The 25,038-nt window shown below is 70.7% G+C and carries 22 protein-coding genes; 13 read left to right on the top strand and 9 right to left on the bottom strand.

Annotated features, from left to right (window positions below):
- The first annotated feature begins 147 nt into the window (after positions 1–147).
- The 11 genes from ABCS02_RS25365 to ABCS02_RS25315 all read left to right on the top strand — a co-directional run bounded on the left by ABCS02_RS25365 (position 148) and on the right by ABCS02_RS25315 (position 12,962).
- Positions 148–1,659: a UDP-N-acetylmuramoyl-L-alanyl-D-glutamate--2,6-diaminopimelate ligase gene (locus ABCS02_RS25365; protein ID WP_345838470.1), complete on the top strand. Its 1,512-nt coding sequence runs from the start codon at positions 148–150 to the stop codon at positions 1,657–1,659.
- 72 nt (positions 1,660–1,731) lie between these two features.
- Positions 1,732–4,623, top strand: coding sequence for an excinuclease ABC subunit UvrA (gene uvrA / locus ABCS02_RS25360; RefSeq protein WP_345838469.1), 2,892 nt, complete (start codon positions 1,732–1,734; stop codon positions 4,621–4,623).
- A 17-nt stretch (positions 4,624–4,640) separates the two neighbouring features.
- Positions 4,641–6,500: an excinuclease ABC subunit UvrC gene (gene uvrC, locus ABCS02_RS25355; protein WP_345838605.1), complete on the top strand. Its 1,860-nt coding sequence runs from the start codon at positions 4,641–4,643 to the stop codon at positions 6,498–6,500.
- 23 nt (positions 6,501–6,523) lie between these two features.
- Positions 6,524–7,402, top strand: a complete 879-nt coding sequence (gene rapZ / locus ABCS02_RS25350) for an RNase adapter RapZ (protein WP_345838468.1) — start codon at positions 6,524–6,526, stop codon at positions 7,400–7,402.
- A gap of 132 nt (positions 7,403–7,534) precedes the next feature.
- The gene (gene whiA / locus ABCS02_RS25345) at positions 7,535–8,515 is read left to right on the top strand and encodes a DNA-binding protein WhiA (protein ID WP_345838467.1); all 981 of its coding nucleotides are present in this window, start codon (positions 7,535–7,537) and stop codon (positions 8,513–8,515) included.
- 64 nt (positions 8,516–8,579) lie between these two features.
- The gene (locus ABCS02_RS25340) at positions 8,580–9,206 is read left to right on the top strand and encodes a superoxide dismutase (RefSeq protein WP_345838466.1); all 627 of its coding nucleotides are present in this window, start codon (positions 8,580–8,582) and stop codon (positions 9,204–9,206) included.
- 104 nt (positions 9,207–9,310) lie between these two features.
- On the top strand, positions 9,311–10,321 hold the full coding sequence (gene gap / locus ABCS02_RS25335; protein WP_345838465.1) for a type I glyceraldehyde-3-phosphate dehydrogenase: 1,011 nt from the start codon (positions 9,311–9,313) through the stop codon (positions 10,319–10,321).
- A gap of 8 nt (positions 10,322–10,329) precedes the next feature.
- On the top strand, positions 10,330–11,544 hold the full coding sequence (locus ABCS02_RS25330; RefSeq protein WP_345838464.1) for a phosphoglycerate kinase: 1,215 nt from the start codon (positions 10,330–10,332) through the stop codon (positions 11,542–11,544).
- The gene (tpiA, locus tag ABCS02_RS25325) at positions 11,535–12,326 is read left to right on the top strand and encodes a triose-phosphate isomerase (protein WP_345838463.1); all 792 of its coding nucleotides are present in this window, start codon (positions 11,535–11,537) and stop codon (positions 12,324–12,326) included. The genes ABCS02_RS25330 and tpiA overlap by 10 nt, the downstream gene beginning before the upstream one ends.
- Before the next feature lie 31 nt (positions 12,327–12,357).
- Complete coding sequence (gene secG, locus ABCS02_RS25320) at positions 12,358–12,606, top strand: preprotein translocase subunit SecG (RefSeq protein WP_345838462.1); 249 nt, start codon at positions 12,358–12,360, stop codon at positions 12,604–12,606.
- The gene (locus tag ABCS02_RS25315; protein WP_345838461.1) at positions 12,606–12,962 is read left to right on the top strand and encodes an RNA polymerase-binding protein RbpA; all 357 of its coding nucleotides are present in this window, start codon (positions 12,606–12,608) and stop codon (positions 12,960–12,962) included. The genes secG and ABCS02_RS25315 overlap by 1 nt, the downstream gene beginning before the upstream one ends.
- A 148-nt stretch (positions 12,963–13,110) precedes the next feature.
- On the opposite strand, the gene pgl is transcribed toward ABCS02_RS25315, so the two are convergent.
- Genes pgl through tkt form a run of 6 tightly spaced genes read right to left on the bottom strand, consistent with a single transcriptional unit; the run spans position 13,111 to position 21,211 of the window.
- Positions 13,111–13,890 carry a 6-phosphogluconolactonase gene (gene pgl, locus ABCS02_RS25310; RefSeq protein ID WP_345838460.1) on the bottom strand — a complete coding sequence of 260 codons (780 nt, stop codon included), beginning with the start codon at positions 13,888–13,890 and terminating at the stop codon, positions 13,111–13,113.
- The gene (locus ABCS02_RS25305) at positions 13,883–14,827 is read right to left on the bottom strand and encodes a glucose-6-phosphate dehydrogenase assembly protein OpcA (protein WP_345838459.1); all 945 of its coding nucleotides are present in this window, start codon (positions 14,825–14,827) and stop codon (positions 13,883–13,885) included. Before ABCS02_RS25305 ends, pgl begins: the two co-directional genes overlap by 8 nt.
- Positions 14,824–16,374 carry a glucose-6-phosphate dehydrogenase gene (gene zwf, locus ABCS02_RS25300; protein ID WP_345838458.1) on the bottom strand — a complete coding sequence of 517 codons (1,551 nt, stop codon included), beginning with the start codon at positions 16,372–16,374 and terminating at the stop codon, positions 14,824–14,826. The genes ABCS02_RS25305 and zwf overlap by 4 nt, the downstream gene beginning before the upstream one ends.
- A 15-nt stretch (positions 16,375–16,389) precedes the next feature.
- Positions 16,390–18,012 carry a glucose-6-phosphate isomerase gene (locus ABCS02_RS25295; RefSeq protein ID WP_345838457.1) on the bottom strand — a complete coding sequence of 541 codons (1,623 nt, stop codon included), beginning with the start codon at positions 18,010–18,012 and terminating at the stop codon, positions 16,390–16,392.
- A complete protein-coding gene (gene tal / locus ABCS02_RS25290; protein ID WP_345838456.1) occupies positions 18,009–19,118 on the bottom strand; it encodes a transaldolase in 1,110 nt (369 codons plus the stop codon). Before tal ends, ABCS02_RS25295 begins: the two co-directional genes overlap by 4 nt.
- On the bottom strand, positions 19,115–21,211 hold the full coding sequence (gene tkt, locus ABCS02_RS25285) for a transketolase (RefSeq protein WP_345838455.1): 2,097 nt from the start codon (positions 21,209–21,211) through the stop codon (positions 19,115–19,117). Before tkt ends, tal begins: the two co-directional genes overlap by 4 nt.
- 238 nt (positions 21,212–21,449) lie before the next feature.
- On the opposite strand from tkt, the gene ABCS02_RS25280 reads away from it, so the two are divergent.
- Entirely contained in the window at positions 21,450–22,373 is a 924-nt protein-coding gene (locus tag ABCS02_RS25280; protein ID WP_345838454.1) for a heme o synthase, read from the top strand.
- Between the two features lie 6 nt (positions 22,374–22,379).
- Here the strand turns inward: ABCS02_RS25280 and ABCS02_RS25275 are convergent, their stop codons facing one another.
- Positions 22,380–22,772: a TIGR03618 family F420-dependent PPOX class oxidoreductase gene (locus tag ABCS02_RS25275; protein WP_345838453.1), complete on the bottom strand. Its 393-nt coding sequence runs from the start codon at positions 22,770–22,772 to the stop codon at positions 22,380–22,382.
- Between the two features lie 49 nt (positions 22,773–22,821).
- Between ABCS02_RS25275 and ABCS02_RS25270 the strand changes: the two genes are divergently transcribed.
- Positions 22,822–23,256, top strand: coding sequence for a MarR family transcriptional regulator (locus ABCS02_RS25270; protein WP_345838452.1), 435 nt, complete (start codon positions 22,822–22,824; stop codon positions 23,254–23,256).
- Positions 23,257–23,313: 57 nt separating this feature from the next.
- Here the strand turns inward: ABCS02_RS25270 and ABCS02_RS25265 are convergent, their stop codons facing one another.
- Positions 23,314–23,751: a hypothetical protein gene (locus ABCS02_RS25265; RefSeq protein WP_345838451.1), complete on the bottom strand. Its 438-nt coding sequence runs from the start codon at positions 23,749–23,751 to the stop codon at positions 23,314–23,316.
- 104 nt (positions 23,752–23,855) lie between these two features.
- Complete coding sequence (locus ABCS02_RS25260; protein WP_345838450.1) at positions 23,856–24,839, bottom strand: COX15/CtaA family protein; 984 nt, start codon at positions 24,837–24,839, stop codon at positions 23,856–23,858.
- Positions 24,840–25,038: the final 199 nt, after the last annotated feature.

Below are 25,038 nucleotides of genomic sequence, written 5' to 3'. Positions count from 1 at the left end.
CGCCGGCGGGCGCGGGAGTAGCGCTCCCGGTGTCTATGCGGTTCGTTCGGAGGGACTGTCGGTACGCTGTGAGCGCACCACGGCACGGGGCGGTCTCCTCCGGTCGATCGCAGGGGAGGTGCCCGAGAGAGCACGGAGTCGCCTACTTTGGCTGAGCAGTCGAACGCCAACCGACCCGCACGACCGCCGCAGCGGTCGATCGCGGAGGTCGCGTCGCAGCTCCCCGGGGGACACGTCCACGGCGACGCGGTCGTCACCGGTCTCAGCATCAGCGGCTCCTCCACCGTTCCCGGTGACCTGTTCGTCGCGGCCCGCGGTGCGCGGACGCACGGCGCCCGCCACGCCCCCGAGGCGCTCGCGGCCGGAGCCGTTGCGGTGCTCACCGACGAGGAGGGCGCGGCCCTGCTCGACCCGGGTACCCCGCACGTCGTGATGCCCGCCTCGCCGCGCACCGTCCTCGGCCCGTTGTCGGCGTGGTTCTACGACCACCCGGCCGAGGCGATGACGACGGTGGGCATCACCGGGACCCAGGGCAAGACCACCACGACCTACCTCGTCGCGGCCGCGCTCGCCGACCGGCACACGGGCGTCATCGGCTCGATCGGCACCCGCATCGACGGGGTGCCGATCCCGTCGTCCCTCACGACGCCGGAGGCTCCGCAGCTGCACGCGCTCCTCGCGCTCATGCGCGAGCGCGGGGTGCGCACGGTCGCGGCGGAGGTCTCGAGCCACTCGCTCGTGCAGGGACGCGTGGACGGGCTCCGGTTCGACGTCGGGATCTTCCTCAACCTCGGACACGACCACCTCGACTTCCACGGCGACCAGGCGAGCTATCTGGAGGCCAAGCGCGAGCTCCTGCTGCCCGCCCACTCCGCGCACGGGCTGGTGTGCGTCGACAGCTCGGTGGGTCGCCGGCTCGCCGCGGATCCGGGGCTCGACGCGCGGAGCTTCTCGATCGCGAACTCCGGCGCGGACTGGTTCGCGGAGGCGATCCGGGAGGATGCCGCGGGCACGACGTTCACCGTGCGCGGCCCGGACGGTGCGCGGCAGGAGTTCCGCACCCCGCTGCGCGGAGACTTCCACACCACCGACATCCTCGCCGCCGTGGCGGCCCTCGCGGAGTCCGGGCATCCGCTGCCGGAGCTGGCCGAGGCGATCGCCGGATACCCCGGCGTCGAGGGACGGATGCAGTTCCTCGACCTCGACCCCGAGCTGAAGGTCGTGGTGGACGCCGGCCACAAGCCCGAGGCCATCAACGCGCTGCTCGTCGCGCTGCGCCCGATGACGGACGGCCGCGTGATCACGGTCATGGGCTCCAACGGCAACCGCGATGCGCACAAGCGGCGGCTCATGGGCCGGCTCACGGCCATGGCGTCCGACATCCTCGTCGTCACGGACGACGACCCCGAGCACGAGGATCCCGCGGAGATCCGCCGCGTCGTGATCGACGGCACGCGCTCGACCGAGGCAGAGGTGCTCGAGGAGGGCGACCGGGCTAGGGCGATCCGGCTCGCGGTGTCGCTGTGCCGCCCCGGCGACGTGCTCGCGGTCGTCGGCAAGGGGAACAACCACTACCAACTGCTCGCGGAGGGGTGGACCTACTTCAACGACGAGGAGCAGATCGCCGCGGCGCTGCGCGAGCACCCCCTCCGCGCGTAACAGCCCTCCGCGCCTGATGCGCCGGAGGCGAACCCGGGCGCCCGTGTCGGAGGGCGCTTCTACACTTGACGGGTGCCCATCGTCCCCGTCGCCAGCGCTGCGACGCTCAGTGTCCGCGGAGCCCGAGTCCACAATCTGAAGGACGTCGATCTCGATATTCCGCGCGACGCGCTCGTAGTGTTCACAGGGCTCTCCGGCTCCGGGAAGTCGAGCCTTGCGTTCGACACGATCTTCGCGGAGGGCCAGCGCCGCTACGTCGAGTCGCTGAGCGCGTACGCGCGCCAGTTCCTCGGCCAGGTCGATCGGCCGGACGTGGACTTCATCGAGGGCCTCAGCCCCGCAGTGTCGATCGACCAGAAGTCGACGAACCGCAACCCGCGCTCGACGGTCGGCACGATCACCGAGGTGCACGACTATATGCGCCTCCTGTGGGCGCGCATCGGCGTGCCGCACTGCCCCGACTGCGATGCGGTGATCCAGCGGCAGACGGTGCAGCAGATCGCCGACCAGCTCATGGAGCTGCCCGAGCGCACCCGCTACCAGATCGTCGCGCCCGTCGTGACGCAGAAGAAGGGGGAGTTCGTCGACCTCTTCAAGGAGCTGTCCGCGAAGGGGTATGCGCGCGCGGTCGTCGACGGCGACCTCATCCAGCTGGCCGAGCCGCCGGCGTTGAAGAAGAGCTACAAGCACGACATCGCGGTCGTCGTCGACCGTCTCGTGGCGGGCCCCGACATCCTCAGCCGCGTCACCGACTCCGTCGAGACCGCGCTGAGCCTCGCGGGCGGCGTCATGCAGGTCAACTTCGTCGACGAGGAGGGGGATGCGGCGTGGCAGTCCTTCTCCGAGAAGCTCGCGTGCCCCAACGGGCATCCGCTGCAGCTCACGGAGATCGAGCCGCGCACGTTCTCGTTCAACGCCCCGTTCGGCGCGTGCCCGGCCTGCTCGGGCCTCGGCACGCGCATGTCCGTCGACGTCGACCTCATGCTCGGCGACGAAGACCTCTCGATCGCCGAGGGCGTCCTCATCCCGTGGACCACGCAGGGCAAGGGCCTGTTCCAGTACTACGAGCGGCTCCTCGAAGGGCTGGCCGCCGACCTGGGCTTCTCCCTCGACACCCCGTGGCGGATGCTGCCGCAGGACGTCCGCGAGGCGGTCCTCCACGGCGAGAACTTCAAGGTCAACGTGCGCTGGAAGAACCGGTACGGCCGCGAGATGCGGTACACGTCCGGCTTCGAGGGCGTCGTGCCCTACATCGAGCGGCAGTTCCTCCAGGCCGAGTCCGACACGCAGCGGCAACGCTGGTCCGAGTACCTGCGCGAGGTGCCGTGCCCGATCTGCGACGGCGCGCGTCTCAAGCCCGAGGTGCTCGCCGTCAAGGTCCACGGGCACTCCATTGCGGATGCCTCGCGGCTCAGCCTCGCCGACGCGCAGGCGTACTTCGCGAACCTGGTCCTGACCGACCGGGAGGCCGCGATCGCCGCGGCGGTGCTGCGCGAGATCCGCGCCCGGCTCGACTTCCTCATCCAGGTCGGGCTCGCCTACCTCAGCCTCGGGCGCTCGGCGGGGTCGCTGTCCGGCGGCGAGGCGCAGCGCATCCGCCTCGCGACCCAGATCGGCTCGGGCCTGACCGGCGTCCTGTACGTGCTCGACGAGCCGTCGATCGGCCTCCATCAGCGCGACAACCGCCGGCTCATCGAGACGCTCGTGACGCTGCGCGACCTCGGCAACACCCTGATCGTGGTGGAGCACGACGAGGAGACGATCCACGCCTCCGACTGGGTCGTGGACATCGGCCCGCGCGCGGGCGTCCACGGCGGCCAGGTCGTCCATTCCGGTCCGCTCGCCGCGCTGCTCGCGGCCGACGACTCGCTCACCGGCGACTACCTCGCCGGGCGCCGCGCCATACCGACGCCGGCGAAGCGCCGCAAGATCGACCGGAAGCGCCAGATCAGCGTCGTCGGCGCCCGCGAGAACAACCTGAAGAACGTCACGGCCGACTTCCCGCTCGGCGTCCTCACGGCCGTGACCGGCGTGAGCGGCTCCGGGAAGTCGTCGCTCGTCAACGACATCCTCTATGAGGTGCTCGCCTCGCGCCTGAACGGTGCCCGCACCGTCCCCGGCAAGCACACGCGCGTGACGGGTCTCGACAACCTCGACAAGGTCGTCCACGTCGACCAGGCGCCGATCGGCCGCACGCCGCGCTCCAACCCGGCGACGTACACGGGCGTGTTCGACCGCATCCGCACGCTTTTCAGCGAGACGCCGGAGGCGAAGGCGCGCGGCTACCAGCCGGGCCGGTTCAGCTTCAACGTCAAGGGCGGCCGCTGCGAGACCTGCGCGGGCGACGGCACGATCAAGATCGAGATGAACTTCCTGCCGGACGTGTACGTCGACTGCGAGGTGTGCCACGGCAAGCGCTACAACCGCGACACGCTCGCGGTGCACTACAAGGGCAAGAACATCGCCGAGGTGCTCGAGATGCCGATCTCAGAGGCCGCGGAGTTCTTCGAGCCGATCCAGGCGATCCACCGCTATATGAAGACGCTCGTCGACGTGGGCCTCGGCTACGTGCGACTCGGCCAGTCCGCGACGACGCTGTCCGGCGGCGAAGCGCAGCGCGTCAAGCTCGCGACCGAGCTCCAGCGCCGCAGCAACGGCCGCTCGATCTACGTCCTCGACGAGCCGACCACGGGCCTCCACTTCGAGGACGTGCGCCGGCTGCTCGAGGTGCTGAACGGGCTCGTCGACAAGGGCAACACGGTCATCGTGATCGAGCACAACCTCGACGTCATCAAGTCCGCCGACTGGGTCATCGACCTCGGCCCCGAGGGGGGCGCGGGCGGCGGCCAGGTCATCGCGACCGGGACGCCGGAGCAGGTCGCCCGCGCGGAGGGCAGCCATACCGGCGCGTTCCTCGCCGAAGTCCTCCCCGACGCGCAGGTCTCGCGCCGCAAGGCGGGCTGAGGATGGCTCGACCCGCCATCGGGTCGCCCCTGGCATACCGGCCCAAACCGGGGGAGATCCCGACCGAGCCCGGCGTCTACCGGTTCCGCGACGCCGAGGGCCGCATCCTGTACGTCGGCAAGGCGAAGAACCTCCGCGCGCGCCTGTCGAACTACTTCGCTCCGCTCCACACGCTGCACGAGCGCACGCGCCGCATGGTGACGACCGCGGCATCCGTCGAGTGGACGGTGGTCGCGAGCGACGTCGAGTCCCTGCAGCTCGAGTACATGTGGATCCAGGAGTTCACGCCGCCGTTCAACGTCCGGTACAAGGACGACAAGTCATATCCGTTCATGGCGATCACGCTCGCCGACGAGGCGCCGCGGGTCATCGTGACGCGCAACCGGCGCATCGCCGGCGCCAAGTACTTCGGTCCGTACCCGAAGGTGTGGGCCGTGCACGACGTGATCGACCTCATGATCAAGGTGTTCCCGATCCGCACGTGCTCCGACGCGTCGTACAAGAAGGCGATGGCCTCGGGCCGTCCGTGCTTCCCCGGGCAAATCGGGCGGTGCGGCGGTCCGTGCTCCGGCCGGGTCACGATCGAGGAGCACCGCGCGATCGTCGACGACTTCGTCGCGTTCATGGCCGGCGGCGACGAGCGTTTCACGCACGAGCTGACGGCCCGTATGCGCGAGGCGTCCGCGGCGATGGACTACGAGTCCGCCGCGCGGTACCGCGACCGGCTGCAGGCGATCGAGGCGGTCCTGAACAAGTCCGCCCTCGTCCTGCCCGACGACACGGATGCCGACCTGTTCGGCATCGCGGAGGACGAGCTCGCCGCCACCGTGCAGCACTTCGTGATCCGTGGCGGCCGCGTCCGTGGCGTCCGGGCCACGACGATCGAGAAGGAGCTCGACATCGCGGGCGCCGAGCTCGTCGACCAGGTGCTGCAGCGCACGTACGGCGACGCCGCGGCCGCGGACATCCCGCGCCAGGTGCTCGTGCCGGAGCTCCCGGAGGATGCCGCGGAGCTCGAGCAGTGGCTGCGCGAGACGCGCGGCAAGCAGGTGTCGATCCAGGTCGCGCAGCGCGGCCCGAAGGCGGACCTGATGGCGACGGCCGAGCGCAACGCGCAGCAGGCCCTGATGCTGCACAAGACGCGGCGGTCGAGCGACTACGTCGCCCGCACGCAGGCGCTCACCGACCTGCAGGAGGCGCTCGCGCTCGCCGAGGCGCCGCTGCGGATCGAGTGCTTCGACGTGTCGCATCTTTCCGGGACGAACGTGGTCGCCTCGATGGTCGTCTTCGAGGACGGGCTGCCCCGCAAGGACCAGTACCGCTCGTTCTCGATTCCCGAGACGACCGACGACACCGACTCGATCTTCCAGGTCATCACGCGTCGCGCGGCGTATCTCGACACTGACCCGGAAGACCCGGGCGCCGCCCCGAAGCGGCAGCGCTTCGCCTACCGGCCGCAGCTGCTCGTCGTCGACGGCGGCCAGCCGCAGGTCGAGGCCGCCGCCCGCGCGCTGCGCGAGGCGGGCCACGCGGACGTCGCCCTCGCGGGGATCGCCAAGCGCCTCGAGGAGGTCTGGCTGCCGGGGGAGGACTACCCGGTCATCCTCCCGCGCACCTCCGAGGCGCTCTACCTCCTGCAGCGGCTCCGCGACGAGGCCCATCGCTTCGCGATCACGCACCAGCGCAAGCGCCGGAAGCGCGACATCACGAGCGTCCTCAGCGAGGTCCCGGGGCTCGGGGAGGCGCGGATCAAGGCGCTCCTCCGCCACTTCGGATCCGTGTCCGCGCTCAAGCGCGCGACCCCGGAGGAGATCGCCGAGCTGCCCGGCATCGGGCCCAAGCTCGCGGCGGCGATCCACGCTCATCTCGCCCGCTAGTCTGGTGCGGGACGGGAGAGGGCATGGCGGAGACGAACCGGGCGGCCGGCGAGGTGATGGTCGTCACCGGGATGTCGGGAGCCGGTCGCTCCACCGTCGCCAACGCGCTCGAGGACCTCGGCTGGTACGTCGTCGACAACCTGCCGCCGCAGATGCTCACGCCGCTCCTCGACGTCACGGAGCGGGCCGGGGGAGCGCTGCCCCGGGTCGCGGTGGTCGTCGATGTCCGCGGGCGTGACCTCTTCGCGGACCTCCCGCAGGCGCTCGCCGCGCTGCGCGACGGCCGCAATCTCCGGACCGTGTTCCTCGACGCGTCCGACGCGGTCCTGGTGCGGCGCTTCGAGGCGGTCCGGCGTCCGCATCCGCTCCAGGGCGACGGGACGATCCTCGACGGCATCCACGAGGAGCGCGAGGAGCTCGCGCTGATCCGCGACGACGCCGATGTCGTGATCGACACGTCGCACCTGAACATCCACGAGCTGGCGTCGCGCGTCTACGAGCTGTTCTCCGAGGAGGGCGCCGCGCGGCACATGCTCACGATCCTGAGCTTCGGGTTCAAGTACGGCCTGCCGCCGGACGCGGACATGGTCGGCGACATGCGCTTCCTTCCGAACCCGTACTGGAACCCCGAGCTGCGGCCCTTGACCGGCCAGGACGACCTCGTCCGCGAGTACGTCCTGGGCCTCCCCGGTGCCGCCGAGTTCCTCGAGGGGTACTCCGCCGCGCTCGTGCCGGTGCTGGAGGGGTATCAGCGGGAGAACAAGCGTCACGCCGTGCTCGCGCTCGGCTGCACGGGCGGGAAGCACCGCTCCGTGGTCATGGCCCGCGAGCTCGCCGCCCGCTTGGCCGCGGTCCCGGGTGTGGCCGTTCGCGTGAAGCACCGCGACCTCGGCCGCGAGTAGAGCCGCTCCCGTGTCACTCGCGCACGCCGCGCGAGCCTCCGGACCGTGCGGAGGCGACACCGGAAGGGCTCGGGATGGGGCGGGATCCGAGTAGGGTAGATCCTCGTCGTCCGACCGAGCGTGAGGAGCACCGTGGCGCTGACCGCTGACGTGAAGGCCGAGCTCATGCGGATGCGGGATCCGCGTCCGGCGGCGCGTGTCGCGGAGGTGACGACGATCCTCCGCTTCGCGGGCGGGCTGCACTCGATCGCGGGGCGCATGGCCGTCGAGGCGGAGCTCGACTCGGAGGCCCTCGCCCGTCGCGTCGCCCGCGACCTCGTCGAGCTGTACGGGGTGCGTCCCGAGCTCGCGGTCGTGCAGGGCTCGGGCGGCCGCAACGGCGGCACGGGCTACGTCGTGCGCGTGATCGACGGCGGCGAGACGCTCGCGCGCCAGACCGGGCTCCTGGATCAGCGCCGCCGGCCGGTCCGCGGGCTCCCGAACCGCCTCACGACCGGCTCGCGCCCCGACCTCGCCGCGATCTGGCGCGGCGCGTTTCTCGCCGCCGGCTCCCTGACCGATCCGGGTCGGTCCGCCGCACTCGAGATCTCGTGCCCGTCGTCCGAGGCGGCGATGGCGCTCGTGGGCGCCGCGCACCGCATCGGCATCGCGTCGAAGGCCCGCGAGGTACGCGGCGTGCCGCGCGTCGTCGTGCGCGAGGGCGAGGCGATCCGCGAGTCGCTCCTCGAGATGGGGGCGGCGACCACGGCGGAGGAGTGGGATCAGCTGCGCCAGCGCCGCGAGGTGCGCGCGGGCGTCAACCGGCTCGTGAACTTCGACGACGCGAACCTGCGGCGATCCGCCCAGGCGGCGGTCGCGGCGTGCGCGCGCGTCGAGCGGGCGCTGGAGATCCTCGGCGACGGCGTGCCGGGGCACCTGCGCGAGGCGGGCGACCTGCGTCTCGCGCATCGCGACGCGAGCCTCGACGAGCTGGGCCATCACGCCGATCCGCCGCTCACGAAGGATGCCGTGGCCGGCCGCATCCGCCGGCTCCTCGCGATGGCCGACAAGAAGGCCGAGCAGGACGGCATCCCGGGCACGGAGTCCGCCGTGCCGCTCGGCGCCGACGACTAGGATCGAGACTGTTCCCCTCGCCGCGTCGAGGCCTTCGGCGCGGCGCCGACAGGAAGAAGAGAAGATGGCACAGTACAGCCTGCCCGAACTCCCGTACGACTACGCCGCGCTCGAGCCGCACATCAGCGCGACGATCATGCAGCTCCACCACGACAAGCACCACCAGGCGTACGTGACCGGCGCCAACACGGCGCTCGAGCAGCTCGCCGAGGCGCGCGACAGCGGCAACCTCGCGAACGTCAACAAGCTCGAGAAGGACCTCGCCTTCAACCTGGGTGGACACACCAACCACTCGATCTTCTGGACCAACCTCTCGCCGAACGGTGGCGACAAGCCGACCGGCGACCTCGAGTCCGCGATCGACGACCACTTCGGCTCGTTCGACAAGTTCCAGGCCCACTTCACGGCCGCGGCGCTCGGCGTGCAGGGCTCCGGCTGGGCCGGCCTGTTCTGGGACTCGATCGGGCAGAACCTGATCATCCAGCAGTTCTTCGACCAGCAGTCGCAGTTCGCCGCGGGTTCCGTGCCGCTCCTCCTCCTCGACGTGTGGGAGCACGCGTATTACCTCGACTACAAGAACGTGCGCGCGGACTACGTCAAGGCGTTCTGGAACATCGCGAACTGGGCCGACGTGCAGCGTCGCTTCACGACCGCCCGCGAGAAGACGGCGGGCCTGCTGGTACTGTCGTGAGCAGGTGAGGATGCCTCGGGGCCCCCGCCTTCTCGCGGGGGTCCCCGCATCCGCAAGTACGACTGTCAGGCGCGTCCGTGCGCCTACGAGAAACAGGAGACTGGGTGTCTGTCAAGATCGGCATCAACGGCTTCGGCCGCATCGGACGCAACTACCTTCGAGCGGCTCTCGCGCAGGGTGCCGACCTCGAGATCGTGGCGGTGAACGACCTCACCGACAACAAGACGCTCGCACACCTCCTCAAGTACGACTCCGTCGGCGGCAACCTGAGCGAGTCGGTCTCCTACGACGGCGACACGATCACCGTCGGCGGCCGCGCCATCAAGGTCTTCGAGGAGCGCGACCCCGCCGCCCTTCCGTGGGGCGACCTGGGCGTCGACATCGTCATCGAGTCGACCGGCCGGTTCACGAAGGCGGACGACGCGCGCAAGCACATCGCGGGCGGCGCCAAGAAGGTCCTGATTTCCGCGCCCGCCTCGGGCGAGGACGCCACGATCGTGATGGGCGTCAACGAAGAGGTCTACGACCCGGCGACGGACGTCATCATCTCGAACGCCTCCTGCACCACCAACTGCCTCGCGCCGCTCGCGAAGGTCTTCAACGACGCCTTCGGCATCGAGCGCGGCTTCATGATGACCGCGCACGCCTACACGGCCGACCAGAACCTGCAGGACGGCCCGCACAGCGACCTGCGCCGTGCGCGCGGCGCCGCGATCAACATCGTCCCGGCCTCGACCGGCGCGGCCAAGGCGATCGGCCTCGTGCTGCCCGAGCTGAACGGCCGGCTGAGCGGCTCGTCCTACCGGGTTCCGGTGCCGACCGGCTCGATCGTCGACCTCACGATCATCACGCCCACCGAGGGGCTGACCGTCGACGCCGTCAACGCCGCGTATGCGGCCGCAGCCGGAGCGGGCCGGCTCGAGGGCATCCTCGAGTACACGGCGGACCCGATCGTCTCCAGCGACATCCAGCTGAACCCGCACTCGTCGATCTTCGACTCCGGGCTCACCAACGTCAGCGGGAACCTCGTGAAGGTGTCCTCCTGGTACGACAACGAGTGGGGTTACTCGAACCGCCTCGTCGACCTGACCGAGTACGTCGCCGAGCGCCTCTAAGCATCGCCATGGCTCTGCGCACCCTCGACTCCCTGGGTCCGCTGGCCGGCAAGCGCGTCATCGTCCGTGCTGACCTCAACGTCCCCCTGAAGGACGCGGTCATCACGGACGACGGCCGTGTGCGGGCCACGCTTCCGACCCTCACCACGCTCATCGCCCAGGGCGCCCGTGTCATCGTCTGCTCGCACCTCGGTCGTCCCGACGGGGCGCCGGACCCGAAGTACAGCCTTGCGCCGGTCGCGCAGCGTCTGTCCGAGCTGCTCGGCAAGCCCGTCGCCTTCGCCGGCGACACCGTGGGGGAGTCGGCGCGCCAGACCGTCGCGGCCCTCGCCGACGGCGACGTGGCGGTCATCGAGAACCTCCGCTTCAACCCGGGCGAGACCTCGAAAGACGCCGGCGAGCGGGCGGCCTTCGCGGGCGAGCTCGCCGCGCTCGGCGACGTCCTCGTCTCCGACGGCTTCGGCGTCGTGCACCGGAAGCAGGCGAGCGTGTACGAGCTCGCCGAGCTCCTGCCGTCCGCGGCCGGTCTCCTCATCGCGGCCGAGCTCGACATCCTCGACCGCCTCACCGAGAGCCCCGAGCGTCCGTACACGGTCGTGCTCGGCGGCTCGAAGGTCAGCGACAAGCTGGGCGTCATCCAGCACCTGCTGCCGCGCGTCGACCGTCTCCTCGTCGGCGGCGGCATGATGTTCACGTTCCTCAAGGCCGAAGGCCACGAGGTCGGCAAGAGCCTCCTCGAGGAGGACCAGCTCGACACCGTCCTCGGCTACATCGCGCAGGCGAAGGAGCGCGGCGTCGAGCTGATCCTCCCCGTCGACGCCGTCGTCGCCGCTTCGTTCGCCGCGGACGCGGAGCACGTCGTCGCGGATGCCGACGCCCTGGAGGACACCCCGTTCGGGGCGTCCGGCCTGGGCCTCGACATCGGTCCGCGCACCGCGACGCTCTTCGCGGACGCGATCCGCGACAGCAAGACCGTGTTCTGGAACGGGCCGATGGGCGTGTTCGAGATGCCGAGCTTCGCGAACGGCACACGGGTGGTGGCTCAGGCGCTCACCGAGGTCGACGGCCTGAGCGTCGTCGGCGGCGGCGACTCCGCCGCAGCCGTGCGTCAGCTCGGCTTCCAGGACGACCAGTTCGGTCACATCTCGACCGGCGGCGGCGCGAGCCTGGAGTTCCTCGAGGGCAAGAAGCTCCCCGGACTGGAGGTCCTCGGATGGCAGTAGCGGCGCGCACGCCGTTCATCGCCGGCAACTGGAAGATGAACCTCGACCACCTGCGGGCGGTCGCGCTCGTCCAGAAGCTGAACTGGACGCTGAAGGATGCCGGACACGAGGCGGGCTCGGTCGAGGTCGGGGTCTTCCCCCCGTTCACCGACCTCCGCACCGTGCAGACGCTCATCGACGCGGACAAGATCGCGTTCGCCCTCGGCGCGCAGGACCTCTCCGTGCACGAGTCCGGCGCCTACACGGGTGAAGTGTCCGGGGCGTTCCTCGCGAAGCTCGACTGCACGTACGTGATCATCGGGCACTCCGAGCGCCGCCAGTACCACCACGAGAGCGACGAGACCATCGGCGCCAAGGCGCACGCGGCCATCCGCCACGGCCTCGTGCCCGTGATCTGCGTCGGCGAGACCGCGGAGGACCTGGAGACGTTCGGCGCCAGCGCGGTGCCCGTGGGCCAGCTGGAGGTCGCCCTGGAGGGGCTCCCGGCGGGCTCGGACATCGTCGTGGCGTACGAGCCGGTCTGGGCGATCGGGTCCGGTCAGGCGGCCACCCCCGAGCAGGCGCAGGAGGTCTGCGCGAAGCTCCGGGCGGTCGTCGCGGCCAAGCTCGGCGCCGAGGCGGCCGAGAAGACGCGCATCCTCTACGGCGGCTCCGTGAAGTCCGCCAACATCGCCAGCTTCATGCGGGAGCCCGACGTCGACGGCGCGCTGGTCGGCGGGGCGAGCCTCGTCGCGGACGAGTTCGCGGCGATCGTCCGCTATCAGAAGCACGTCGGAGTCTGACGCGCCGCACGCGCCCCGGTATACTCGATCGGTGCCCATCCTCGAGTTCGTCCTGCAGGTGCTGCTCGGCATCACGAGTCTGCTGCTGACACTTCTGATCCTGCTCCACAAGGGACGCGGCGGCGGCCTGTCCGACATGTTCGGCGGCGGGATGTCGTCGGCGATGGGGTCGTCCGGGCTCGCGGAGCGGAACCTCAACCGCTTCACGATCATCCTGGCGCTCGCCTGGTTCGTCTCGATCGTCGGTCTCGGCCTCATCACGAAGCTGCAGGGTCTCTGATGGCGACCGGCGGCAACGCGATCCGGGGCACGCGCGTGGGCGCGGGCCCGATGGGCGAGCAGGACCACGGCTACCACGCGGAGCGGATCTCGATCTCCTACTGGGACGCGCTCGGCAACGAGACGGTGCGCTACTTCGCGGCAGGCATCCCCGACGAGGAGATCCCCGACACGATCGACTCCCCGCACTCCGGCCTTCCCGCCGGTCGCGACCGGGAGAACCCGCCGGCGCTCGCCAAGACCGAGCCCTACAAGACGCATCTCGCCTACGTGAAGGAGCGCCGCACCGACGAGGAGGCGGAAGCCCTGCTCGACGAGGCGCTCCAGAAGCTCCGGGAGCGCCGCGGCGAGGTCTGACCCCGCGGGCGCTGACCCTCTGGGCGTGCCTCACCCCACCCGCGTGAGATCAGGTGATCTCGCGCAATCAGGAGGAAACGGGCGGGAATCGTCCTGTCTCCGCGAAATCACCTGATCTCGGCGGATGAAGGGACGGCCTGACCTCGCGTCAGTCGTCGTCGGTGCTCGGGGGGAGCTGGGCGGCGGCGGCCTCGTCGACGTAGAAGGTCGTCTCCAGGCGGCCCTTCGCCCCGGCGGCCGGCACGCGGGCGTAGCTCGCACCCGCGACCGCGAGCCCGAGCGCCGCGGCCTTGTCCGGGCCGGCCATGACCATCCAGATGCGCTGCGATCCGTTGATGACCGGACGCGTGAGCGTGATGCGCACGGGCGGCGGCTTGGGGGAGTCGAGCACCGCCAGCGCCGCGCGGTCGGTCACCTTGATCTCGTCGCGGTCGGGGAACAGCGACGCGATGTGCGCGTCCGGCCCTACACCGAGGAAGCACACGTCGAACGAGGGCCAGGCCCCCGCGGCATCCGGATCGGCGAAGCGCGCCAGCTCGCTCTCGTAGGCGCGGGCGCCCTCCTCGACCGTGACCCCGGCATCGCTCGCGGCCATCGCATGGATGTTCTCGGCGGGGATGCGGATGCGGTCGAGCAGAGCCGCCCGCGACTCGCTCTCGTTCCGCTCGGCGTCGCCCGACGGCACGAACCGCTCGTCGCTCCACCAGAAGTGCACGCGCGACCAGTCGATCCCCTCAATCCCGGGGTGGGCCAGCGCCGCGGTGAGGACCGCGCCGCCCATCGATCCGCCGGTCAACGAGATGTGCGCGACGCGCCCCGCGGCCTGTGCCGCCGTCAGCACCTCGAGGAACCGCGCCCCCACGACAGCGGCGAGCGTCTCCTTGTCCGGACTGACGGCGACCCGCTTCTCGGGGTGCGATTCAGGCATGCGTTCCCTCCGACACCGCGCCGATCCGGGCGCATCCGTCCGTGACGACTCGACCATACAGGAGGTCGGGATCCAGGCGACGGAGCTCCTCGGCGAGGCATTCGCGGAGGCTGCGTCGCGGGAACGCGAGCTCGTGGCTCGGCTGTCCCGGCTGCGTCAGGACGGCGGTGTCGTGCGTGTTCCGTTCGAGGACGATGTCGCCGCTGGGGCGCGTGAGCCGGACGGACTTGATGCCGTGCGACCACTCCTCCTCGGAGAGATAGCTCCAGCTGACCGGGATGTCGAGCGCGAGCGCGAGCCAGGCGGCCAGGAGCGGCGTCGACGGCGAGGACTCGGCACCGCGCACCTCCACCGCCGTCACCGGCTCGAACGGGGGCTGGTCGAGGACCGCCGCGAGCTGCTCGCGCCAGCGGGTCAGCCGCGTCCAGGAGAAGTCGGTGTTGCCGGGGGCGTAGTGCTCGCCGAGCGCGCCCACCCACTCGCCGGGGTTCGGCTGTGTCGCGGCATCCGTGATCCGCCGCTGCGCGATCTTCCCGATCTCGGAGCGCGACGTGAACGCGGGCGTCCGTGCCGGCCACCACGCGACGACGGGCGCGTCGGGGAGGAGGAGTCCGGTGACGAGGCTCTCCGGGTTGGACCCGGCGGCGCCGTGCGCCGTGAGCAGGACGACCTCGCTCGCGCCGGCGTCGCCGCCGACACGGATCTGGGCGTCGAGGCGTGGCGTCGGGTCATGGCCGAACATCAGCGCGATGACGCGCATCGGATGCTCGCGGGAGGCATCGTTCGCGGCCTCGATCGCCGCTTCCTCCTCGCCGTGCTGCGTCACGATGACGAGCGTGAGGACGCGGCCGAGGGCGACCGCGCCGCCCTCCTCGCGGACGTTGACCAGAGCACGGGAGATCTGGCTGACGGTGGTGTCGGGGAGCTCGATGATCACGGACGCCTCCAGGTGCGGCCATCGCGGGCGAGGAGCTCGTCGGCCGATCCCGGCCCCCACGAGCCGGGGGAGTACTGCTCGAGCGGCCCGCCCTGCTCCGCCCAATACCGCTCCACGGGGTCGAGGATGCGCCAACTGAGCTCGACCTCCTCGTGCCGCGGGAACAGGGGCGGATCGCCGAGCAGCACGTCGAGGATGAGCCGCTCGTAGGCTTCCGGGCTCGCCTCGGTGAAGGCGTGGCCGTAGCCGAAGTCCATCGTCACGTCGCGCACCTGCGTGCCGGCGCCCGGGATCTTCGAGCCGAAGCGGATCGTGACGCCCTCGTCCGGCTGCACCCGGATGACGAGTGCGTTCTGCCCGAGGCCCGAGGTCTGGTTGCGCGTGAACAGGTGCTCCGGCGCGCGCTTGAACACGACCGCGATCTCGGTCACGCGCCGGCCGAGGCGCTTGCCCGTGCGGAGGTAGAACGGCACGTCCGCCCACCGCCGGGTGTTGATCTCGAGCTTGAGCGCGGCGTACGTCTCGGTGGTCGACTTCGGGTCCATCCCGTCCTCGTCGAGGAAGCCGTGCACCTCCTCGCCGCCCTGCCAGCCGCCGGCGTACTGGCCGCGGGCCGTGGCGGAGGCGAGGTCGTCGGGGAGCGAGACCGCAGCCAGCACCTTCTCCTTCTCGGCGCGCAGGTGCGTCGCGTCGAACGAGATGGGCTCCTCCATCGCGGTGAGGGCGAGGAGCTGCAGCAGGTGGTTCTGGATCACGTCGCGCGCTGCGCCGATGCCGTCGTAGTAGCCCGCGCGGCCCCCGACGCCGATGTCCTCGGCCATCGTGATCTGCACGTGGTCGACGTAGTTGCGGTTCCAGATCGGCTCGTAGAGCTCGTTCGCGAAGCGCAGCGCCAGGATGTTCTGGACCGTCTCCTTGCCGAGGTAGTGGTCGATCCGGAAGATCGAGTCGGCCGGGAACGCGCTCTCCAGCGCGGCGTTGAGCTCGCGGGCGGAGGCGAGGTCGTGCCCGAACGGCTTTTCGATCACGACGCGCCGCCAGCCGTTGCCGTCGGAGGTCTGGTGGCCGACGAGTCCGGACTCCTTCAGCTGCTGCGCGACGACCGGGAACGCCTTCGGCGGGATCGACAGGTAGTAGGCGTGGTTGCCCATCGTGCCGCGCTCGACGTCGAGCTTCTCGACCGTCTCGCGCAGGCGCCGGAAGGCGTCCGGGTCGTCGAACTCGCCGGAGACGAATCGGATCCCGTTCATGAGGTGGTGCCAGGTCTCCTCGCGGAACTCCGTCCGCGCGTTCTGCTGCACCGCCTCCTTCACGACCTGCGCGAAGTCCTGGTCCTCCCAGTCGCGCCGGGCGAAGCCGACGAGCGCGAAGCCCGGCGGCAGGAGCCCGCGGTTGGCCAGGTCATAGACGGCCGGCATGAGCTTCTTGCGCGACAGGTCGCCGGTCACCCCGAAGATCACGAGGGCACTGGGTCCCGCGATCCGGTTGAGGCGGCGGTCGTCGGGGTCGCGCAGCGGGTTGTGCCCTCGCGAGATCTCCACAGTCATCCGGTTGTCGTATCCCTACTCTGCGGCTTGGAACAGTTCGAGGACGTCGGTCTGGGGGTCGGTCAGGGTGAGCGTCACGACCGGCCGGCCGTGGCCGTCCGCGAGCACGCTCGCGTCGCCCTGCGCCTGTGCGGCGATGAGCTCCCCGAACGTGAACGGCCGGCCGGGGATCTCCACGTCGACGTCGGTGCGCTCGGTGATCTGCAGGAACACGCCGTTCGCCGGACCGCCCTTGTGGTACTGGCCGGTCGAGTGGAGGAAGCGCGGGCCCCAGCCGAACGTGGTCGGCCGGTGCGCGTCGGCCGCGACGAGCTCGCGCAGGCCCTGGAGCGGGGCGAGCTCGTGCCGGTCGACGTAGGCCTGGATCGACACGTAGCCGGTCGGCGACAGCCGCGCCCAGAGCGCGTCGAGGACGCCCGCGATCGTGCCGGAGGCGGCCAGCTCGGGGTCGGACACGCGCACCTCGACGCCGTCCTCCTCGAACGCCGGCGCCGCCGGCTGCGGCCGGCTCTCCAGCAGGCCGCGCGCGGCGACCTTGGCCGACTCGACGTCGGGCTGGTCGAACGGGTCGATGCCCAGCATCCGTCCCGCGATCGCGACGGCGTACTCCCACACGAGGAACTGCGCGCCGAGCGTGCCGCTGACGAGGATCTCGCCGCGGTGGTGCTCGAAGAGGTGGCGGGAGCCGGCGTCCCCGACGAAGCGGACGACCTGCAGGTCCTCGGGATTCTCCTCCAGCTCGGGCGAGACAGGCAGCATGACGACGGGGAGGATGCCGGTGCCCTGCTTGCCGGTCGACTCCGCGACGAGCTGCTCGATCCAGTCCGGGAGGCCCACGATGTGGGTGCCGTCGGAGATCAGCGCGAGCTTGTCGCGGCGGGGGCTGCCGCCCGCGATCGCCGCGGCGAGTACGAGCGCCGGGTTCTCCGGGCTGTCGATCGCCACCTCGAGGAGCGTGGCCTCCGCCTCATCGAGGAGCTCGGCCAGGTCGACGCCGGCGAGGCCCGCGGGCACGAGACCGAACGCGGTGAGGGCGGAGTAGCGACCGCCGACCGTCGGGTCGGCCGTGAAGACGCGGTAGCCGTCGGCGCGCGCGCCCTCCTCGAGCGGCGAGCCCGGATCGGTCACGACCACGATCCGTTCCGCGGGGTCGATGCCGAGGTCGCGGTAGGCAGCCTCGAACGCGCGCTTGGCGGAGTCGGTCTCGACCGTGGAGCCGGATTTCGACGAGACGATGAGCACGGTCTTGTCGAGCCCGCCGGCTTCCGCGTCGCCGTCGATCGCCGCGAGCACCTGGCCCGGCGCGGTCGAGTCGACGATCACGAGCGGCACACCGTCCGTCTGCGCAATGACCTCGGGCGCGAGCGACGAGCCGCCCATGCCCGCGAGCACGAACCGCGTCAGGCCCTTCTCCAGGAACTGCGCGCGGAGAGCGTCGATCTCGGGCACGAGCGGGCGCGAGACGGACACCGCCTGGACCCATCCGAGCCGGTTCGACGCCTCCTGCTCTGCGTCGGGACCCCAGAGCGCGGGGTCGCCGGCGGTGATGCCCGAGGCGACCAGGTCCGCGACGAGGCCCGGCAGCGTCTCCTTGACGACGTCGGCGACGCGGCCGGAGAGGTGGATGTCGATGCTCATTGCTTGCTCGCTGCGAGCGCGGTCTGCACCGTGTCCTTCAGCTCGTGCCAGGAGACGATGAACTTCTCGACGCCCTCGTCCTCCAGCACCTGGGTGACGTCGGCGAAGTCCACGCCCACCGCCGCGAGGCCGTCGATCACGGCGTGCGCGTCCGCGTAGTTGCCGGTCACCGTGTCGCCGTCGACGACGCCGTGGTCGAACGTCGCCTGGAGCGTCTTCTCCGGCATCGTGTTCACGACCCCCGGCGCGACGAGCTCGACGACGTAGAGCGTGTCGGGGAGCGACGGGTCCTTGACGCCCGTCGACGCCCACAGCGGACGCTGCAGGTTCGCCCCAGCCGCCAGGAGGCCCCGGGCCCGCTCCGTCGCGAACGCCTGCTCGTACAGCTCGTAGGCCAGGCGCGCGTTGGCGACGCCCGCCTTCGAGGCCAGCGCGGCCGCGGCATCCGTGCCGATCGACGTCAGACGCTTGTCGACCTCGGTGTCCACGCGGGACACGAAGAACGACGCCACCGAGCGGATGCCGGTCGGGTCGATGCCGGCGGCGATCGCCTTCTCGAGGCCCGCGAGGTATGCCTCGATGACCTCGGCGTAGCGCTCGAGGCTGAAGATGAGCGTCACGTTGACGGAGATGCCCGCACCGATGACCTCGGTGATGGCCGGCAGGCCGGCCTTGGTCGCGGGGATCTTGATGAGCACGTTCGGGCGGTCGACCGTCGCGGCGAGCGCCTTCGCCTGCGCGATCGTGGCCTCGGTGTCGTGGGCGAGGTCGGGGGAGACCTCGATGGAGACCCGGCCGTCCACGCCACCGGTCGCGTCGTAGACGGGGCGGAAGATGTCGCTCGCGTTGCGGACGTCGTCGGTCGTGATCCGGAAGATCGCGTCGTCGACCGAGGTTCCCGCGGCGGCGAGCTCCGCGACCTGACCCTGGTATCCATCGCCCTTCGACAGGGCGCCCGCGAAGATCGTCGGGTTCGTCGTGACCCCGACGACGTTGCGCGTTGCGATGAGGTCGGCGAGGTTGCCGGTCTCGATGCGGCTCCGCGACAGGTCGTCCAGCCAGATGCTGACGCCGGCGGCGGAGAGCTGTCCGGTGGGGGTGCTCATGCGTTCTCCTCGATGGTCTCGTGGGCCGCCGCGACGACGGCCTCGGCGGTGAAGCCGAACTCCCGGTAGAGGGTCTTGTAGTCGGCGGAGGCGCCGAAGTGCTCGATCGAGATCGAGCGGCCGGTGTCGCCGACGATCCCGCGCCACGTGAGCGCGACCGCGGCCTCGATCGAGACGCGGGCCTTGATCGCCTTCGGCAGCACGCTCTCGCGGTACGCGGCATCCTGCTCCGCAAACCACTCGAGCGAAGGGGCCGACACGACCCGGGCGTTCACACCCTCGGCCTTCAGCTGCTCGCGCGCGGCGACCGCGATCTGCACCTCGGAGCCGGTGGCGATGAGGATGACGTCCGGCGTGCCGTTCGGCGCCTCGGCCAGGACGTACGCGCCCTTGGCCGCGTGCGAGGCGGCGGCGAACACGTCGCCCGACGCGTCACCCTCTCCGCGCTCGAAGACCGGCAGGTTCTGCCGCGACAGCGCGATGCCGGCGGGGCCGGCGTGCCGGCGCAGCATCTCGAGCCACACGACCGACGTCTCGTTGGCGTCCGCCGGGCGGACGAGCGCGAAGTTCGGGATCGCACGGAGCGTCGCGAGCATCTCGATCGGCTGGTGCGTCGGGCCGTCCTCGCCGAGGGCGATCGAGTCGTGCGTCCACACGAAGATCGTGGGGATGTTCATCAGCGCGGCCAGGCGCACCGGGGGGCGCATGTAGTCGCTGAAAATGAGGAACGTGCCGCCGAACGGCCGGGTCGGGCCGTGCAGCACGATGCCGTTGAGGATCGCGCCCATCGCGTGCTCGCGGATGCCGAAGTGGAGCACACGGCCGTAGGGGCCGCCCTTCCACTCGTGCGTCGACCACTCCTCGGGGATGAAGGACAGCGCGTCCTTGATCGTCGTGAGGTTCGACTCGGCGAGGTCGGCGGAGCCGCCCCACAGCTCCGGGAGCTGCGCCGCGAGCGCGTTGATGACCTGGCCGGAGGCCGCACGGGTCGAGACGTCCTTGCCGGGCGCGAAGACCGGCAGCGCCGAGGCGATGTCGGCGGGCAGCTCGCGGGCCTGCAGGCGGTCGAGGAGCGCCTTGCGCTCGGGGTTCGCCGCCGCCCACGCGTCGAACCGGGTCTGCCAGGCGTCCTTCGCGAGCTCGCCGCGCTGCACGAGCTCGCGCGTGTGGGCGATGACCTCGTCCGGCACCTGGAACGTCTTCTCCGGGTCCCAGCCGAGCACGCGCTTGACCGCCGCGAGCTCGTCGGCGCCGAGGGCCGAGCCGTGGATCTTGCCGGAGTTCTGCTTGCCGGGGGAGGGCCAGCCGATGATCGTCTTCAGGATGATGATCGAGGGCTTGTCCGTGACGCCCTTCGCCGCCTCGAGGGCGCCGTGGAGCTCCTCGACGTCCTCGTGGTACTGCCCGGTCTTCTTCCAATCGACCGTCTGCACGTGCCAGCCGTACGCGGCGTAGCGGTCGGCGACCTCCTCGGTGAAGGCGACGTTCGTGTCGTCCTCGATCGAGATCTGGTTCGAGTCGTAGATGACGACGAGGTTGCCGAGCTCCTGGTGGCCGGCGAGCGAGGAGGCCTCGCTCGTGACGCCCTCCTCCAGGTCGCCGTCGGACGCGATGACGTAGATGAAGTGGTCGAACGGCGACGCGCCGGCCGGGGCATCCGGGTCGAAGAGCCCGCGCTCGTAGCGGGACGCGTAGGCGAAGCCGACGGCGGAGGAGAGGCCCTGGCCGAGCGGGCCGGTCGTGATCTCGACGCCCGCGGTGTGGCCGTACTCCGGGTGGCCCGGGGTCTTCGAGCCCCACGTGCGCAGGGCCTCCAGGTCTTCGAGCTCGAGGCCGAAGCCGCCGAGGTAGAGCTGGATGTACTGCGTCAAGGAGGAGTGGCCCGCCGAGAGGATGAACCGGTCGCGTCCGAGCCAGTGCGGATCCGCCGGATCGACGTGCATGACCTTCTGATAGAGCAGGTAAGCCGCCGGCGCGAGGCTCATGGCGGTGCCCGGGTGGCCGTTGCCGACCTTCTCCACGGCATCCGCGGCCAGCACGCGGACGGTGTCCACGGCGCGCCGATCGATCTCATCCCAACGCAGATCCGACACGGGACCGCCTTTCGAGGGTGGGGTGTGAGGCGCCCGCGCGGGCCGATCCGCCGACCGCGTCACCACGGGAGGAGCAGCCGGCGCCGGAGCGCGCTTTCGGGTCCCAGCATAGCGAAGCCGCCTGTCGGGACGGCGGCCTGATCGGACCCCGTTTCCGGCGGGTTCGCCGACGGTTCCGACGGAGTTCGGAAACCGCACATGACATAGACTGTGCGGGGCTCGAGCGGATTGCGGGGAGATGGACATCACGACGACACCAGTCGAGGCGCCGACCTCGCGACCGTCGTTCGGGCGCACCGTCCGCGCGTACATCGCGCTGACCAAGCCGCGCGTCCTCGAGCTGCTGCTCGTCACCACGGTGCCGGTCATGATCCTCGCCCAGAACGGTCTGCCGAACCCCTGGCTCGTGCTCGCGACGGTCGTCGGTGGCTCGTTGAGCGCCGGTTCCGCGGCGGCGTTCAACATGTACCTCGACCGCGACATCGACGCGCACATGGAGCGCACGCACGACCGTCCGCTCGTGACGGGTGTCGTGTCGCCGCGCGGGGCGCTCGTCTTCGCGTGGACGCTCGCGGTCGTCTCGACCGTGTGGCTGTGGCTCACGACGAACTGGCTCGCCGCGGCGCTGTCCGTCACCGCGATCTTCTTCTACGTCGTGATCTATACGATCCTGCTCAAGCGCCGCACGGAGCAGAACATCGTGTGGGGCGGGATCGCGGGCTGCTTCCCGGTTCTGATCGGGTGGTCGGCCGTGACCGGCTCGCTGTCGTGGTCGGCCGTCATCCTCTTCGTCCTGATCTTCCTGTGGACGCCGCCGCACTACTGGCCGCTGTCGATGAAGTACAAGGACCAGTACGACGAGGTCGACGTCCCGATGCTCGGCGCGACGCGCAACGGCCGGCAGGTCGGCCTCCAGGTCATCCTCTACGCGTGGGCGACCGTGGCGTGCTCGCTGCTCCTCATCCCGGTCGCGCCGATGGGCCTCGTCTACAGCGTCGCCGCCGTGGTCTTCGGCGGCTGGTTCATCTACGAGTCGCACCGCCTCTACAACCGCGCGGTCGCGGGAGCCGAGGCACGCCCGATGCGTGTCTTCCACGCCTCGATCACGTACCTCACGCTCCTGTTCGTCGCGATCGCGATCGACCCCCTCCTTCCGTTCTGACGGGCGTCAGGCGAGGAGGTCCGCCGAGCCCAGGAGGGTGCTCGGCAGGATCCGGATGACGACGCGGTTCGGGTTCGGCTTCGGCTGCCGGTACCGCTCGGCGTAGAGGGCGACGGCGAGCGCGATCTCGTCCGGGTCGCGGGCGACGCTCGCCTCCCCGGCGATGCTCAGCCACTGCGGCCCGGCGACCTGAGCGACCGTCGCCCGGGCATCCCGTTCGACGTTGCGGACCTTCTGGCTGCGGTCGTTCGTGATGATGCGGACGACGCCGTCGACGAATGTGAAGCCGACCGCGACGACGTGGAGCGCGTCGTCCCGTCCGATCGTCGACAAGGTGGCCAGGTGCCGGTCGGCGGTGAAGACACGGCCGTGGTCGGTGAGGGATCGCGTGGGCGGCATCCGCCCAGTCTTCCAGCCCGGTATCCTGTCGCGAATCGAGGAGGCATTCATGGCGCAGGATCGCACCGTCACGTCGGCGACCCGGCTGGCCCTGGCGGTGGGCCGCATCAACCGTCAGCTGCGCGCGTTCGGCGAGGGGCTGTCGTACGGGCAGCTCTCGGCGCTGTCGACGATCATCCATCTCGGACCGCTGCGGCCCTCGGAGATCGCCCGCGTCGAGATGATCGCGGCGCCCACCTCGACCCGGCTCGTCGCGGAGCTCGAGTCGCGCGGTCTCGTGATGCGGGAATCCGACCCCGCAGACGGCCGCTCCTGGCTCGTCAGCGGCACCCCCGCGGGGGAGGACATGCTCCTGCACGCCCGCGAGGAGCGCACGATGCGGATGCAGGCGCTGCTCGACTCCCTCGACGAGCAGCAGCGCGCCGTGCTCGATGCCGCCATCGATGCGCTCGAGGTCCTCGCTGCCGCGACGCCGTCCCGGTAGCCCGTCCGTCCCACGAGAAAGCGCCCCCGACGGATCGGGGGCGCTTCTTCGTGGAGCTCAGCGAGCGGGCGTCGCCGGGGGCTCGTCCGTCGAGGACGCGGGGGAGGCCGGCTCGGCCTCGGTCACGACGGCCGGCTCTGCGGCGGCGGTCGGTGCGGGGTCGGTCGCCGAGGTCTCGACGTCGGCGTCCTCCGTGGTCCAGTCGATCGTCTCGACGACGGCGACCTCGGGGGCGGGGAGAAGCGACCGCAGCGCCAGGAGGGCGAGGGTCACGATGAGGCCGATGACGCCGGCGCCGACGAACGCTGCACCGAAGACGATCCACGACTGGCCCGCGTACACCTCGACGCCGGTCGCGGACTGGTCCTGCAGGGTCGACGTCATGACTCCGATCTTGTCCAGCACGATCCAGAGGCCGTAGCCCAGGCTCGCGAGAGACACGACCAGGAGCGCCCAGAACGAGACGCTTCGGACGAGACGGGGACGGGTGTTCATGTGATCGCACTCCTTGGATCTGCGGTCGTGTGCATGGATCGGCCGAGTGCCGGCCGTGGCGGCTTCATCCTGTCGATGCCGTCAGTGCACCGCCCATGCGAATCCTATGCGTGCACTGTGCGTGAGACCAGGGCCTCGTCGGCAGCGGCCGCCCGGACGGGCGCCTTCAGGTGCATGACGACCGCGGTCATGGCTGCCACGAGCATCATCGCCAGCACCATGTGGATGTTCACGAGCGCGATCGGGAGACCGGTGTTCGCCTGCCAGAGCCCGACCGCGATCTGCAGGATCTCGACCGCGAGCAGCAGCCCGGTCCAGAGCCGGAGTCGGAGGGCGGGAGCCGTGCGCCACGCGCCGATCACGAGCACCACCGTGAGGCCGAACGTCGCGTACGCGGGCCAGGAGTGGATGTGCTGCATGAGCTCGGGATCGAGCCCGTTTCGCGCCGCTGCGTTGTCGCCGGCGTGCGGGCCGGCGCCGGTGACGAGGCTTCCCACGATCACCGTCACCGCGACCGCGAGGCTCGTCACGTGCGTGACGATCGCGTACCAGAGGGGGACGGCCCGGGCGCGGGGGCCGGGAACGGCGTAGACCCGCACGACGAACGCGGCCGAGAGCGCGACGAGCACCGCCGAGGCGAGGAAGTGGAGGCTCACGACGTAGGGGTTGAGGTTCGTCAGGACCGTGATCCCGCCGAGGACCGCCTGCAGCGGGATGTACATGCCGATGCCGAACGCGAGCCAGAACAGGTCGCCGCGGTGGCGGCGCATCCGGAGCACGAGCAGGAACGTGACGATCGCGACGATCGCGAGCACGAAGGTGAGCAGCCGGTTGCCGAACTCGATGAGCCCGTGCTGCGCGTACTCCGGCGTGGGCACGAGCGAGTCGGTCGTGCACGACGGCCATGTCGGGCAGCCGAGCCCGGACCCGGTGAGGCGGACGAGGCCGCCGGTCCCGACGATCCCGATCTGCACGACGAGCGTCGTCCAGGCCGCCCAGACGACCCGTCGGTCCACGTTGGCGGGCAGCCAATCCCAGGCTCGACGGAGGAGACCGGGCCGTGAGGGTGAGACGGGATCCGAGGACATGGGCGTGCGGACCTCCCGGCAGAGCGTTGCCTGTAGAATCGAGGTGTTCGGGGAATACGGCGCGCGTGCGCGCACATTCTCGACAAGTGTAGGCGCGGACAGCAAGCGCCCTGAGCGGGCCCGGAAGCGGCGACCCACCTCCGCAACTCCACGGAGGACACGGTGAGCCGGGACGGATGACACCGTTGTGGCCCAAAGA

The sequence above is a fragment of the Microbacterium sp. X-17 genome, assembly GCF_039615055.1.
The sequence above is the reverse complement of the archived record's forward strand: the minus strand, read 5'-3'. Positions and strand labels throughout refer to the sequence as shown.